Below are 13904 nucleotides of genomic sequence, written 5' to 3' on the forward strand. Positions count from 1 at the left end.
CCCAGGGCTGAGCCCCCCTGCTTCGACGGGCCGTCCCGTGCGCCCGCCGCCGGCCCGCCCGCCACCGCCCGTCCCTCGCACCGACCGGCCCGGCCCCCGCGCCGGCATGGAGGCCCCTCGTGCTCAGACTCATCGGCAAGCGCCTGCTGCTGCTGATCCCCACCCTGTTCGGACTGTCCGTCCTGCTGTTCGTGTGGGTCCGCAGCCTGCCCGGCGGCCCCGCCACCGCCCTGCTCGGCGATCGCGCCACCCCCGAGGCCGTGGCCCGGGTGAACGCGGCGTACGGCTTCGACAAGCCCCTGCTCGAGCAGTACGTCACCTACATGGGGCGGCTGCTGCGCGGCGACTTCGGCACCTCGATCATGACGAATCGGTCTGTGGTCGAGGAGTTCGCGGACCGCTTCCCGGCCACGCTGGAGCTCTCGATCTTCGCGATCGTGTTCGCGGTGGTCATCGGCATCCCGCTCGGCTACTGGGCCGCCCGCCATGTGGGCCGGTGGCAGGACGACGTCGCCGTCGTGCTGTCCCTGATCGGCGTGGTGGTGCCCGTGTTCTTCCTGGCGTTCATCCTCAAGTGGGTGTTCGCGGTGAAGCTGGGCTGGCTGCCCACGGACGGCCGGCAGGACCCGCGGATCGACGCCACCCACTACACGAACTTCTACGTGTGGGACGGCATCATCACCGCCGAGTGGGACGCGGCCCTGAACGCGCTGACCCACCTGGTGCTGCCCGGCATCGCGCTGGGCACCATCCCGCTGGCGATCATCGCGCGCATCACCCGCGCCTCCGTGCTGGACGTGCAGGACGCGGACTTCGTGCGCACGGCTCGCGCCAAGGGACTGGCCCCGCGCCTGATCCGGGACCGCTTCATCATGCGCAACGCCCTGCTGCCGGTGAGCACCACGCTCGGCCTGCAGCTGGGCCTGCTGATCTCCGGGGCGGTGCTCACCGAGACGGTGTTCGCGTTCAACGGGATCGGCCGGTTCCTCGCGCAGGCGATCTTCCAGCTCGACTTCCCGGTGCTGCAGGGCTTCATCATCTTCATCGCCTTGCTCTACTCGCTGATCAACCTGGTCGTGGACGTCTCCTACGGCCTCATCGACCCGAGGGTGCGTGTCTCATGAGCGTGAACCTGCCCCCCAGCCCCGGCGGCGGACCCACCGAGCACGCCGTCGAGCACGCGCTGGCGCCCGTCGAGGCCGGGGCCACCCAGGAGACCACCGAGGCCGCCGCGGACGCCCGCGGCACCTCCGTGTGGGGCGCCGCCCTCCAGCGGCTGCGCCGCAACCCGGCGGCGATCGCCGGCGCCGTGATCGTGCTGATCTTCGTGCTCGTGGCCGTCCTCGCCCCGGTGCTGGCCCCGTACGCGGGCACGGCCACACCCGGCATGCGCGAGATTCGCCCCACCCACGTGCCCGGCCCCGGCGAGGTGGCCGGCTACCCGCTGGGCCTGGACCGCTTCGGCGGGGACGTGCTCTCCAAGCTGATCTGGGGCGCGCAGGCCTCGCTGCTCATCGGGGTCATCTCGACGGCGTTCGGCCTGGCCGGCGGCATGCTGCTCGGCCTGCTGGCCGGCACGTTCGGCGGCTGGGTGGACTCCGTGGTGATGCGCGTCGTGGACATCCTGCTCTCGGTGCCGAACCTGCTGCTGGCGGTGTCCATCGCGGCGATCCTCGGGCAGACCCCGTTCGCGGTGATGATCGCGATCGGGGTGGCGCAGGTGCCCGTGTTCGCGCGGCTGCTGCGTTCCTCGATGCTCACGCAGAAGGGGTCGGACTACGTGCTCGCGGCGCAGACCCTCGGCCTCTCGCGCGGGCGGATCACGATGTCCCACGTGCTGCCGAACTCGCTGGGCCCCGTGATCGTGCAGGCCACGCTCACGCTGGCCACGGCCGTGATCGACGCGGCCGCCCTGTCCTTCCTCGGCCTCGGCGGCGGCCGCCCCGAGACCGCCGAGTGGGGCCGCATGCTCACCTACGCGCAGGCCGAGCTGGGCATCAACCCGTGGCTCGCGTTCCTGCCCGGCCTGTGCATCGCCATCACCGCGCTCGGCTTCACCCTGCTGGGCGAGTCCCTGCGCGAGGCCCTCGACCCGACCTCCCGGAGGCGCTGACCATGGACCCCAAGCACGACGACGGCGCGCCCGGCCCCGGTGCGACGCCCGCGGTCCCCGCGGTCGGCGCCCCGCTGCTGGAGATCCGCGACCTGGACGTGGAGTTCACCACCCAGCAGGGCACCGTGCAGGCCGTGGAGGGCGCGTCCCTCACGCTCCCGGCCGGGGGCACGCTGGCGATCGTGGGCGAGTCCGGCTCGGGCAAGTCCACCACCGCGATGGCCGCGATCGGCCTGCTGCCCGGCAACGGCCGGGTCACGGCAGGCTCCGTCCGCTTCGCGGGCGAGGAGCTCGTGGGCCTGCCCGAGTCGCGGATGCGCGGCATCCGCGGCCGCCGGATCGGGCTGGTGCCGCAGGACCCGATGTCCAACCTCAACCCCGTGACCCGGGTGGGTCAGCAGATCGGGGAGACCCTGCTGACCCACGGCATGGCGACGAAGAAGGACGTGGCCGGCAAGGTCGTGGAGGTCATGGAGCGCGCCGGCATCCCCGAGCCGGCGCGGCGGGCCAAGCAGTACCCACACGAGCTCTCCGGCGGCCTGCGCCAGCGCGTGCTGATCGCCATCGGCCTGGCGTGCCGTCCGCAGCTGCTGATCGCGGACGAGCCGACGTCGGCCCTGGACGTGACCGTGCAGCAGGTGATCCTCGACCAGATCGGCGAGATGACCCGGGAGCTGGGCAGCTCGGTGCTGCTGATCACCCATGACCTCGGTCTCGCGGCGGAGCGCGCCCAGCAGCTCGTGGTGATGCACCGCGGGCGCGTGGTGGAGTCCGGCGACGCGCGGGCCATCCTCGAGGACCCGCAGCACGCGTACACCCGGTCCCTCGTGGCCGCGGCGCCGTCCGTGGCGGCGGCCCGGCTGCTGCCGGAGGCGTTCGACCCCGCGCCGGCGGCGCTGAAGGAGGACGACACGGCGGCGCTGTCCACCGTGGCCCTGGCCAAGAAGGACCTCACGCCGCTCGTGGAGATCCGCGACCTGACGAAGGTCTACCCGGTGCGCGGGCACGAGGACTTCACGGCCGCCAAGGACGTGTCCCTGAAGATCCCGCGCGGGAAGACCGTCTCGATCGTAGGCGAGTCCGGCTCCGGCAAGACGACGACGGCGCGCATGCTGTTGAAGCTGATCGAGCCGACGTCGGGGCGAATCAGCTTCGAGGACAAGGACGTGCTCAGCCTCAAGGGCGAGGACCTCAAGGACTTCCGCCAGCGGGTGCAGGCCGTGTTCCAGGACCCGTTCTCCTCCCTGAACCCCTCGTTCACGGTGGGCCGCATCATCGAGGAGCCGCTGCAGACGTACCGGCGCGGCACCGCGAAGGAGCGCCGGGCCCGCGTGCTGGAGCTCATGGAGCAGGTGGCCCTGCCCTCGCATTTCCACCGCCGGTACCCGGCCGAGCTCTCCGGCGGCCAGCGTCAGCGCGTGGCGATCGCCCGCGCGCTCGCGCTGAACCCGGAGCTGATCGTGTGCGACGAGCCCGTGTCCGCGCTGGACGTGCTGGTGCAGGACCAGATCCTCACGCTGCTGCGGCGCCTGCAGGAGGAGCTGGGGCTGAGCTACCTGTTCATCTCGCACGACCTCGCGGTGGTGCGCCTCATCTCGGACTACGTGTGCGTGATGAAGGACGGCGAGGTGGTGGAGGCGGCCAGCTCGGAGGAGGTCTTCACCAACCCCCGGCACCCGTACACCCGCCGCCTGCTCGCCTCGATCCCGGGCAACGAGCTGGGCATCGCCGTCGAGGCGGACGGCACCCACGTCTGAGCGCTGACCGGGCCGGACGGTCGGGTGCAGAAGCGCCCCGTTCGTGTCGACCGAGCCGCAGCGACATCACCGCCGGGCGGACCGGCGGTGATGTCGCTGGGCGTCGGTCGGACGGTCGGGCGCGGTGCTCAGCGGGCGAGCTCCCACGTCAAGCGGGCGATCGCCTGCTCCTCGTCCGTGGGGACCACGAGCACCGGGATCGCCGACTCCGGCGCGGAGATCGTGTGGGGCCCGGCCACGCGGGCGCGGTTGGCCTCGGCCTCGTAGGCCACCCCGAGCGCCTCGAGCCGGTCGAGCACGCGCGCCCGGAACGGAGCCGAGTTCTCGCCGATCCCGGCGGTGAACACGATCGCCTGCGCCCCGCCCACGGCCACGTGGTAGCCGCCCACGTACTTGGCCAGCCGGTAGGAGGCCACGTCCAGGGCGTTGCGGGCGCGGCCGTCCCCGGAGGCGGCGTTCTCCAGCACCTGGCGCATGTCCGCCTCCCCGGCCAGGCCCAGCAGGCCGGAGCGCCTGTTCATGAGGGTGTCCAGCTCCTCGGCGTCATAGCCGTGGTTCCGCATGAGGTGGGTGACCACGGAGGGGTCCAGGTCGCCGGAGCGGGTGCCCATCACCAGGCCGGCCAGCGGGGTGTAGCCCATGGAGGTGTCCACGGAGACGCCGTCGCGGATGGCGGTGGCGGAGGCGCCGTTGCCCAGGTGCAGCACCACGGCCCGGAACTCCCCCCGCGGGATGCCCAGATGCTCCGCGGCGAGGCCGGTGACGAGGTCGTGGCTCGTGCCGTGGAAGCCGTAGCGGCGGATGCCGTGCTCCGTGTAGACCTCGTCCGGCAGGGCGTACTGCCAGGCCTCGCGGGGCATGGTCTGGTGGAACGAGGTGTCGAACACGACCACCTGGGGCATGTCCGGCCAGCGCTCGGCCATGGCGCGCAGCCCCTGGGCGGCGGCGTGGTTGTGCAGCGGGGCCAGCGGGGCGAGGCGCTCGATCGCGCGGATCACCTCGTTGGTCACCCGGGCCGGGGCGGTGAACCGCTCGCCGCCGTGGACCACGCGGTGGCCGGCGGCGTCGATGGTGCGCCCGCCGGTCGCCTCGGCCAGCTCGGCCTCCACCTGCTCGAGGGCGGCGGCGTGGTCCGGCACGCCGGAGCCGGGGACGCCGATGCGCTCCACCAGGCCCTGGGCGAGGACGGGCACCGGGGCGTCCGTGCCGTCGTCGGCCAGCTCACGGAGCTGGTACTTCAGGGACGACGAGCCGGAGTTGATGACAAGGACGAGCACGGGGGACTCCTTCCGGGGCGTCAGCCCTGGGCCTGGGCCTGGATGGCGGTGATGGCGACGGTGTTGACGATGTCCTCCACGGTGGTGCCGCGGGAGAGGTCGTTGACGGGCTTGTTCAGGCCCTGCAGCACGGGCCCGACGGCGACCGCCCCGGAGGACTGCTGGACGGCCTTGTAGGTGTTGTTGCCGGTGTTCAGGTCCGGGAACACGAACACGGTGGCCTGGCCGGCCACCTCGGAGCCGGGCATCTTCGAGGCCGCGACGGAGGCGTTGACGGCGGCGTCGTACTGCAGCGGGCCCTCCACCTTCAGCTCGGGGGCGCGCTCCCTCACGAGCTCCGTGGCGGCGCGGACCTTGTCCACGGACTGCCCGGAGCCGGAGGCGCCCGTGGAGTAGGAGAGCATGGCGACGCGCGGGTCCACCCCGAACTGGGCGGCGGTGGCCGCGGACGCCACGGCGATGTCCGCGAGCTGCTGCGCGTCCGGGTCCGGGTTCACGGCGCAGTCGCCGTACACGAGGGCGCGGTCCGGCAGCAGCATGAAGAACACCGAGGAGACGATCGAGACGCCCGGCTTCGTCTTCACGAACTCCAGCGCGGGGCGGATGGTGTTGGCGGTGGTGTGGGCGGCGCCGGAGACCATGCCGTCCACGTCGCCCAGGTGGACCATCATCGTGCCGAAGTAGGCGCCCTCCTGCATGACCTCGCGGGCGCGCTCGGCGTCCACGCCCTTGTGGACGCGCAGCCGGGCGTACTCCTGCGCGTAGCGCTCCAGGTCCGGGGAGTCGGCGGGGTCCACGAGCTCGATCCCGGTCAGGTCCACGCCCTCGCGGGAGGCCAGCTCCCGCACGGCGGCGGCCGGGCCGAGCACCACGAGGTCGCAGACGTCGCGGCGCTGGAGGATCTCGGCGGCGCGCAGCACGCGGGCATCCTCGCCCTCGGGCAGCACGATCCGGCGGCGGTCCGCGCGGGCGCGGGAGATCAGCTCGTGCAGGAAGCGCAGAGGGGTGACGACGTCGGTGCGTGGCAGGTCGAAGCGGGCCAGCAGCTCGTCCCCGTCCACGCGCTGGTGCCAGGTGCCCAGGGCGGCGGCGGTCTTGCGGGGCTGGGCGCTGGAGAGCTCGGAGCGCACCCGGGAGACCTTCGCGGCGGTGGTGAACGTGTCGTCGTGGGTGACGAACACGGGGAAGGCCGCGCCCAGGTAGAGCCGCTGGAGCTGGCGGTTCGGGAGGATGCCGTTGGTGAGGATCATGCCGGAGGGGGTGGGGAAGTCCGGGGTCAGCGAGGAGGCCACGGTGGCCAGGATCGCGTCGGAGCGGTCGCCGGAGACGATCACGAGCGCGCCCTCGCGCAGGACCTCGAGGAAGTTGCCGCCCTCCATGGAGACGGCCTTGACCTCGGCGACGTCGCGGTCCAGCGTCTCCTGCCCGGCCATCTGCTCGAGCCCGAGCGCGTCCGCCACCTCGGCCACCGAGGGGTGCGCGAGCTCGGTCAGCTCGGGCAGCACGTACACGGGCCAGGCGTGGCGGCCGGGGCGCACGGCCGCGCCGACGGCGTCGAGGTCACGGGGGTCCGCGCGGTTGACCATGACGGCCAGCAGCTCGACGCCGGCGTCGTCGAGGGTGCGCCGGGCCAGGTCCACGACGTCGGCCGCCTGCTCGGGTGTCAGGTCCGCGCCGGAGACCACGGCGACCACGGGGGTGCCGAGGTTGCGGGCGAGCTGGGCGTTGAGGTCGAGGTCGGCGGCCGGGTCCGGGCTGATCAGGTCGGTGCCCTCCACCACCACGACGCCGCCCGCCGCCCGCATGGCGTCGTACTGCTCCACGCAGCGCTGCTGGACCTCGTCGCCGCGGCCCTCGGCCATGAGGGTGCGGGCCTCGGCCGCGGTGAGGCCGCCGCGGGCCTGCTCCGGGGAGAGGCCGTACTGCTCGCGCATCAGCAGCACCATGGGGTCGGTCTCCACGTCGTCGCCGGGCACCACGGGGCGGAAGTAGCCCACCGTGCCGGAGCGCCGGTACAGCGAGTCGGCCAGGCCCAGGCTGACGAGGGACTTGCCGGCGCCGGTGGACGTGGTGGAGACGAAGATTCCCTGGGGCATGGCGGACCTTCCGGTGGAGGACGGGGCTCGTCGTTCACGGTACCGAGGCCGCGGCGTCGGGGCCCGTCCCGGCCGACGCGGATCGACGTGAGTGAGGCGTGTCTCTCACGCGCGTGACACACATGACTGCACTCGCCCCGTCAAGCATCAAGGACCCTCCCATGGCAACGAGAGCCGACCGCGGCCGCCCCGTGCACAACCCCGACATCATCGGGTTCACGGACGCCGAGCTCAACGAGACCCCCATCCGGCCGAAGTGGAACTCGCTGGGACCCGGCATCGTGGCGGCCGCCACGGGCGTGGGCGCCGCGGACCTCGTGGCCACCCTCACCGCCGGCTCCCGCTACGGCTACATGCTCCTGTGGGCCGTGATCCTGGGCGTGATCTTCAAGATCGTGCTCGTGGAGGGCGTGGGCCGCTGGTACCTGTCCACCGGTAAGACGATCTTCCAGGGCTGGCGCACCCTCGGGGCCTGGACGTCCTGGTACTTCGGCCCGTACATCCTCATCTGGGGCATCGTGTACGGGGCGACGGCGATGTCCTCCACCGCCCTGCCGCTCGCGGCGCTGTTCCCCGGTGTGGACAGCAAGGTGTTCGCGATCGCCGCGGGCCTGATCGGCCTGGGACTGGTCTGGCTGGACAAGTACCGGCTCATCGAGTGGCTCATGACGGTGCTGATCGGCGTCATGTTCGTGACGGTGCTGCTCTCCGCGGCGCTGACGGCCCCGAACCTGGGCGAGATCCTCGCCGGTCTCGTGCCGCGCCTGCCCTCCGGCGATCCCCAGGCCATGTTCTACGTGCTCGGCCTGGCCGGCGGCGTCGGCGGCACCATCACGCTCGCGGCCTACGGCTACTGGCTGCGCGACAAGGGCTGGAACGTCCCGAAGTACCTGAAGGTCATGCGGTTCGACAATGCGACCTCGTACATCCTCACGGGCATCTTCGTGATCGCCACCATGGTCATGGGCGTGGAGCTGCTGCACTCGGCGGGGCTGGCGATCTCCTCGGGCGACAAGGGCCTGCTCGACGTCGGCAACGTGCTGGCCGAGCGCTACGGCCAGGCGTACTCCGTGGTGTTCCTGGTGGGCTTCTTCGCCGCGTCCTTCTCCTCGCTTCTGGGCGTGTGGCACGGCGTCTCCCTGATGTTCGCGGACTTCTGGACGAACTTCCGCCGGCCCGCGGACGAGCTCGACCAGGACGACGCCCCCTCGCTGGCCTCGAAGCCGGGCCGCTTCTTCCTGCTGTGGCTGACCTTCCCGCCGATGACCCTGCTGTTCCTGGATCGCCCGATCTTCCTGATCCTGCTCTACGGCACGCTCGGCGCCTTGTTCATGCCGTTCCTGGCCGTGACGCTGCTGTTCCTGAACAACAAGAAGGAGGTGCCGGCCCAGTTCCGCAACGGCTGGATCCGCAACACGCTGCTGGGCCTGACCGCGGCCGTGTTCGTGGCGATCGGCGTGAACGAGCTGATCAAGGCCCTGCAGCCGGTGCTCGGGGGGTGAGCCGGCGGCGGGGGCGGGGCACACTGGTGCCATGATCGTCGCCTTCTCCGTCGCCCCCTCCGGCCAACCCGCCGACGCCGAGCACCTGCCCGGCGACGCGGACACCGCGTCCGTGCACCGGGCGGTGGCGGCCGCCGTCGCCGTGGTGCGCGCCTCCGGCCTGCCGCACCGCACCTCCTCGATGTTCACCGAGATCGAGGGGGAGTGGGACGAGGTGATGGAGGTCGTGCGCGCCGCCGTGGACGCCGTGTCCCCGTACGGCTCCCGCGTCTCGCTCGTGCTGAAGGCGGACATCCGCCCCGGCCGCACCGGCGAGCTGGACGGCAAGCTCGAGCGCCTCGAGTCGGCCCTCGCCGAGGACGAGGGGCGGCGCGCCGCCCCAGCCCCGCGCGACGGCGACGCCGGGTGACCCCCCTCCCCGCTGCCCCCCCGGACGCTTTCGTTCGAGAAACGGCGGCGTGTCGAGGCGCTTTCGTTCGAGACATGGCCGCCGCGCCGGCGGCCCAGAGGAGCAGCCCGTGCCTGAGTCTGTGACCGTGCGCCCCGCCGCCCCCGGGGACGTCGAGGCGCTGCTGCGCGTCAAGGCGCGGTCGTGGCGGGAGGCCTACGGCGCGCTCCTGCCGTCCGCGTACCTGGACGCGATCGAGGACCGGATCCCAGAGGACGTGCCCGTGTGGACCGCGCTGATCGGATCGGACCGTGACCTCTGGGTCGCCGACGACGGCGGCCGGCTGCTCGGCGTGGCGCTCGCGGGCCCGCCTCGCTCGGCGGCGGAGACGGGCCGGACGGGCGCAGACGACGCGGCCGCATCGCCCGCCGACCTGCCCGATGTGGAGCTCATGGTGCTCTACGTCCTGGCCGAGGCGTACGGGACCGGCCTGGGAGCGCGCCTGCTGGACGCCGTCGTCGGGGAGCGTCCCGCGATGCTGCGCGTCCTCGCCGAGAATCCGCGGGCCGTGGCGTTCTACGCCAAGCACGGGTTCGCGGCAGTGGGGGCGCCGGAGCCGATGACCGGCCCGTGGGCCGGCCTGCACGAGCAGCTGATGGTGCGCCGTCGCCCGCACGACGGCGGTGCGGCGTGAGTCGCCGGTCATCGGCGCGCCGGGGCCGGGCCGCGGGCGGATCCGCCGGCCCCGCCGGGATCGAGCCGGGCGTCCACGCGATCACCCACGGCACCGCCGAGATCCGCGAGGACGCCTTCGAGCCGGACGCGTTCATCCTCTACGTCAACGGCGTCGAGTCCTCGCCGCTGGACCCCGAGCGCCCCGAACGCATGGCCTTCGAGTACATGCGCTGGGCCGCCGCGGCCGTCCGGGCGCACTGGCCGGAGCCCACGCCGCTGCGGGCCCTGCACCTGGGCGGCGCGGGCTGCGCGCTCGCCCGCTGGGTGGACCACGCGTACCCGGGCTCCCACCAGACCGCGGTGGAGATCGACGCCGGCCTGGCCGCCCTCGCCCGCGAGCGCTTCGGCCTGCCCCGCGCCCCGGCCCTGCGCATCCGCGTGGCAGACGCCGCCGAGGTCCTGGCCACGGCCCACCCGGCCAGCCGCGACCTGATCATCCGCGACGTCTTCGCCCCGGACCCCACGGACCTGACCGGTGCCCGCCACATCACCCCGCCGGGCCTCACCGGCCTGGACGCGGCCCGCGCCGCCGCGCGGGTCCTCGCCCCGGGCGGGCTGTACGTGCTCAACGTGGGCGGCGGGCCGGACCTGACGTCGGTGCGGGCGGACGTGGCCGCCGTCGTCGCCGCGTTCGAGCACGTCGAGGTGATCGCGGATCCGCCCATGCTCAAGGGGCGGCGCCGCGGCAACGTCATCGTGGCGGCCTCGGACGCCCCCGTGGCCCGCCCCGCCGCGGACGCCCCGCCCGGCTCCGACCCCCGCGACCGCCTGGCCCGTGCCCTGCGCATGGACGCCTTCCCGGCCCGGCTCGCGGAGGATCCACGCGGCTTCCCCGCGGGCGTCGCGCCCGGGATCACGGGACTCGTCCCGGGCCCCGAGGCGTAGACTGGAGGCACTCGGCCGGGTCCGCCCGGGGCCCGTCGAGTCCGACTCGAGGAGGTCGCCATGTCCGCCCAGACCCAGCCCGCCGCCACCCGCCGTGAGGACGCACCGCTCGGCGTCCTGGTGGGTGTGGACGGCTCCGACCAGTCCGTCTCCGCCGCCCGCTGGGCCCAGCGCGAGGCCGGCCTGCGCGGCGAGCCGCTGACCCTCGTCACCGCCTACTCGATCCCCGCGTACTGGGGTTACGGCGCGGACGCCGGCGGCGCCGTCCTGGACGACTCCCGTCTCCGCGAGGGCGTGCAGGCCCTCCTGGAGGAGGTCGCCGGCAAGCTCGACGCCGACGGGGTGCGTCCGGAGCTGCGTGTGGAGATCGGGGACGCGGCCGGCGTCCTCGTGGAGCTCTCCGCCGAGGCCTCCCTGCTCGTCTCGGGCGCGCGCGGCCGCGGCGGCTTCATGGGCCGCCTGCTCGGCTCGGTGGCCGCCGCGCTGCCCGGCCACGCGCACTGCCCGGTCGCCATCATCCCCGCCGGGGTCGAGGCCAGCCGCGCGGGGGACAGGACCGCCGTCGTGGTGGGCGTCGACGGTTCCGAGCAGGGCCGTGCCGCCGCTCTCGAGGCCGCTGAGGAGGCCCGCCTCCGCCAGGCCCCGCTGAAGCTCGTGTGCGCCGTCCCGCCCCTGGGCGCGAACGCCGCATGGCTGGCCGTCAGCCTGGACGAGGAGGCCCGCGAGCGGGAGCTGCGCGAGCGCCTCGACGCCGGCGCCGCGTGGATCAGCTCCGAGTTCCCCGGCCTCGAGGTCCTCACCGAGCTCGTGGACGGCACCCCCGTGGACGTGATGGTGGACCAGACCGCCACCGCCCGCCTCACCGTGGTGGGCACGCGCGGTCTGGGCGGCTTCGCCGGTGCGATCGTCGGCTCCACGAGCCGCGGCGTCGCGGACCACGCGAAGGGCCCGGTGCTCGTCGTCCCGTTCCGCGAGGACGTCCGCCTCAGCCGCCGCGCCTCGTTCGGCCCGGTCCAGGACCAGCCGGAGTCCTGATCGTCGCTCAGCCCCAGCCGAGCTCGTGGAGCCGCTCCTCGGAGATGCCGAAGAAATGCCCCACCTCGTGCATGACGGTGACGGTGATCTCGTCCTCGAGCTCGGCGCGGGAGGTGCAGTGGCGGGTGAGCGGGCCGCGGAACACCACGATCCGGTCCGGCATCTGCCACGCGAACTCGGCGCGCTCGGTCAGCGGCACGCCCTCGTAGAGGCCGAACAGCTCGGTGGCCGGGTCCTCCCAGCGCTGCGGCTCGTACTCGTCCTCCACCACCACGACGACGTTCGTCAGCAGCCGGGCCAGCTCGTCCGGGATGCGGGTGAGGGCCGCGGAGACGGCGTCGTCGAACTCCTGCTCGCTCATCCACGTGGCGGCGGGCTGCTCGGGCGACGGGCGGTGGTCCACGGCGGCTCCTGGGGGTGCGGGGCTCCGCGGTGCGGAGGGCGGCCGGCCGGCGGCCGGACTTGCCGGAGGGTGTGCGGCCACCATAGACTCCCAGGGTCCACCTCGGGAATCTCGACATCGGACCTGCCCCTATCGTCTAGAGGCCTAGGACACCGCCCTTTCACGGCGGCGACACGGGTTCGAATCCCGTTGGGGGTACGCAGAACGGCCGCCCTCGGCAGCCGGAACGGCACGTGGAGCGTGGATTTGCACGACGCTCGGAGGCTCTGCTAGAGTTTCCACTCGTTGCGAAAGCGGCGAGAACAACAGAACATGGCCCTGTAGCGCAGTTGGTTAGCGCGCCGCCCTGTCACGGCGGAGGTCGCGGGTTCAAGTCCCGTCAGGGTCGCTCGGATCGTCCGATCACCGGCATTCGGAAACGGAGTCCGGTGACGCATGGTCCTGGTGACGAAGGTCGCCGGGCTCTGTAGCTCAGTTGGTAGAGCGTACGACTGAAAATCGTAAGGTCACCGGATCGACGCCGGTCGGAGCCACCACTTCGAGAAGGCCCCCCGCAGACGCGGGGGGCCTTCGTCGTCCGGGGCGACGGGCCGCTGACAGGGGGAGACGCGGTGGGCACACTGGGTCGATGCCCGATTCCTCCTCCGCCCGCGCGACCGGTGGCGAGACCGCGCTCGTGGTGATCGACGTCCAGCACAGCTACTTCGAGCATCCCGCGCTGGCCGCCCATCAGTCCGAGCTGACGGCGGCGGTCGTGGAACTGCTCCGGGCCGCGCACGAGGCCGGCCGTCCCGTCTTCCTGGTGCGGACCGAGCACGCGCGGGACCGCTCCACGTGGACGTTGAACATGCTGGCCGACGGCGAGGGCTTCGCCTTCCCGGGCACCCGGCAGGCGGCTCTGCTCGACGGGGTCGCGGCGGCCGCCCCGGACGCCGTCGAGGTCGTGAAGACCCGGGACTCCGCCTTCCACGGCACGGGACTGGCGGCCGAGCTGCGGGGCCGCGGGGTGGATCGGCTCCTGCTGTGCGGCGTCTCCACCCACAGCTGCATCGCCGAGACCGCCACGGCCGCGTTCGCCCTCGACTTCCACGCCGCGATCGCGACGGACGCGATCGCCTCCGAAGAGCCGGCGCTGGCCGCGGCGATGCTCGACTTCCTCCGCGACGAGATGCGTCAGCCGCTTCTCGGGCAGGACGAGGCACTCACCCTCCTGCGCACCGGCCTCGTCCCCGACCGGGGCTGAGGGGCGTTCACAGGATCTCGACGTCGCCCTCGTCCGCACGCGTGCGGTCCTGGGCGTCCTCCTCGATGTGCATGGCGGCGGACTCCGCATTGCGCAGGGAGTCCGGGGCACGTCCCTCCCCGGCCCGGTGCTGCGGGTCGTCCGAGCCGCCGCGCACGGGCTGGCCGTCGCGGCCGTCCTCCGGCTCGGGGTCGCCGGCGGCGTTGGGATCGGCGAGCAGGTCCGTCTCGAGCTCTCGTTCGTCCTCGCGGTCCTCGAAGGGGACGTCGGTCATGGTGCGGTCCTTCCTCTCGCGGGCGGGCCCGTCCGGCGCCGCCGTCGTCGTGGTGCCCCACACCCTAGTTGTTGTGGGTCATGAGGTTCTTGGCACGAGGGCCGGGCTGAGATGAGACGAGCGGGCCTCTCCCGCAGGATGGAAGTTCCTCAACAACCCACCTGCCCGAAAAGACCCACTCATGACTCACGCTAAC

13 protein-coding genes and 3 tRNA genes are annotated in these 13904 nt (G+C 73.0%); 12 read left to right on the forward strand and 4 right to left on the reverse strand.

Annotated elements, in window-relative coordinates; translation table 11 throughout:
* Positions 1-119: 119 nt before the first annotated feature.
* From MF605_RS10535 to MF605_RS10545, 3 genes are read left to right on the forward strand one after another with little or no spacing between them, the layout of a single operon-like run.
* Entirely contained in the window at positions 120-1124 is a 1005-nt protein-coding gene (locus MF605_RS10535; RefSeq protein ID WP_002856116.1) for an ABC transporter permease, read from the forward strand.
* A complete protein-coding gene (locus MF605_RS10540) occupies positions 1121-2113 on the forward strand; it encodes an ABC transporter permease (RefSeq protein ID WP_134417030.1) in 993 nt (330 codons plus the stop codon). The genes MF605_RS10535 and MF605_RS10540 overlap by 4 nt, the downstream gene beginning before the upstream one ends.
* 2 nt (positions 2114-2115) lie before the next feature.
* The gene (locus MF605_RS10545; RefSeq protein ID WP_134417029.1) at positions 2116-3870 is read left to right on the forward strand and encodes a dipeptide ABC transporter ATP-binding protein; all 1755 of its coding nucleotides are present in this window, start codon (positions 2116-2118) and stop codon (positions 3868-3870) included.
* Between the two features lie 128 nt (positions 3871-3998).
* On the opposite strand, the gene MF605_RS10550 is transcribed toward MF605_RS10545, so the two are convergent.
* Both MF605_RS10550 and pta read right to left on the reverse strand, forming a co-directional pair.
* A complete protein-coding gene (locus tag MF605_RS10550) occupies positions 3999-5147 on the reverse strand; it encodes an acetate/propionate family kinase (RefSeq protein ID WP_134417028.1) in 1149 nt (382 codons plus the stop codon).
* Between the two features lie 20 nt (positions 5148-5167).
* The gene (gene pta / locus MF605_RS10555; RefSeq protein WP_061873053.1) at positions 5168-7243 is read right to left on the reverse strand and encodes a phosphate acetyltransferase; all 2076 of its coding nucleotides are present in this window, start codon (positions 7241-7243) and stop codon (positions 5168-5170) included.
* A gap of 161 nt (positions 7244-7404) precedes the next feature.
* Between pta and MF605_RS10560 the strand changes: the two genes are divergently transcribed.
* From MF605_RS10560 to MF605_RS10580, 5 genes are all read left to right on the forward strand, one after another.
* Entirely contained in the window at positions 7405-8745 is a 1341-nt protein-coding gene (locus MF605_RS10560) for an Nramp family divalent metal transporter (RefSeq protein ID WP_134417027.1), read from the forward strand.
* 31 nt (positions 8746-8776) lie between these two features.
* Positions 8777-9154: a thiamine-binding protein gene (locus MF605_RS10565; RefSeq protein ID WP_123244192.1), complete on the forward strand. Its 378-nt coding sequence runs from the start codon at positions 8777-8779 to the stop codon at positions 9152-9154.
* 109 nt (positions 9155-9263) lie between these two features.
* Positions 9264-9827 (forward strand): GNAT family N-acetyltransferase, encoded by a 564-nt coding sequence (locus MF605_RS10570; protein WP_134417026.1) that lies wholly within the window; start codon positions 9264-9266, stop codon positions 9825-9827.
* A complete protein-coding gene (locus MF605_RS10575) occupies positions 9824-10753 on the forward strand; it encodes a spermidine synthase (RefSeq protein ID WP_044658645.1) in 930 nt (309 codons plus the stop codon). The genes MF605_RS10570 and MF605_RS10575 overlap by 4 nt, the downstream gene beginning before the upstream one ends.
* Positions 10754-10813: 60 nt before the next feature.
* Positions 10814-11788: a universal stress protein gene (locus tag MF605_RS10580; RefSeq protein ID WP_044658646.1), complete on the forward strand. Its 975-nt coding sequence runs from the start codon at positions 10814-10816 to the stop codon at positions 11786-11788.
* 7 nt (positions 11789-11795) lie between these two features.
* Here MF605_RS10580 and MF605_RS10585 read toward each other — a convergent pair whose 3' ends face one another.
* Complete coding sequence (locus MF605_RS10585; protein WP_002856128.1) at positions 11796-12191, reverse strand: metallopeptidase family protein; 396 nt, start codon at positions 12189-12191, stop codon at positions 11796-11798.
* Between the two features lie 125 nt (positions 12192-12316).
* Here MF605_RS10585 and MF605_RS10590 point away from each other — a divergent pair.
* The 4 genes from MF605_RS10590 (at position 12317) to MF605_RS10605 (ending at position 13434) form a co-directional block, all read left to right on the forward strand.
* Positions 12317-12389, forward strand: a tRNA-Glu gene (locus tag MF605_RS10590).
* Between the two features lie 116 nt (positions 12390-12505).
* Positions 12506-12579 (forward strand) — tRNA-Asp (locus tag MF605_RS10595).
* A gap of 72 nt (positions 12580-12651) precedes the next feature.
* A tRNA-Phe gene (locus tag MF605_RS10600) sits at positions 12652-12727 on the forward strand.
* Between the two features lie 92 nt (positions 12728-12819).
* A complete protein-coding gene (locus MF605_RS10605; protein WP_134417025.1) occupies positions 12820-13434 on the forward strand; it encodes a cysteine hydrolase family protein in 615 nt (204 codons plus the stop codon).
* A gap of 7 nt (positions 13435-13441) precedes the next feature.
* Here the strand turns inward: MF605_RS10605 and MF605_RS10610 are convergent, their stop codons facing one another.
* Positions 13442-13708 (reverse strand): hypothetical protein, encoded by a 267-nt coding sequence (locus MF605_RS10610; RefSeq protein WP_041103606.1) that lies wholly within the window; start codon positions 13706-13708, stop codon positions 13442-13444.
* Between the last annotated feature and the right edge of the window lie 196 nt (positions 13709-13904).

Origin of the sequence: Micrococcus luteus, assembly GCF_022664405.1 — a bacterium.
Classification (GTDB): Bacteria; Actinomycetota; Actinomycetes; order Actinomycetales; family Micrococcaceae; genus Micrococcus; species Micrococcus luteus.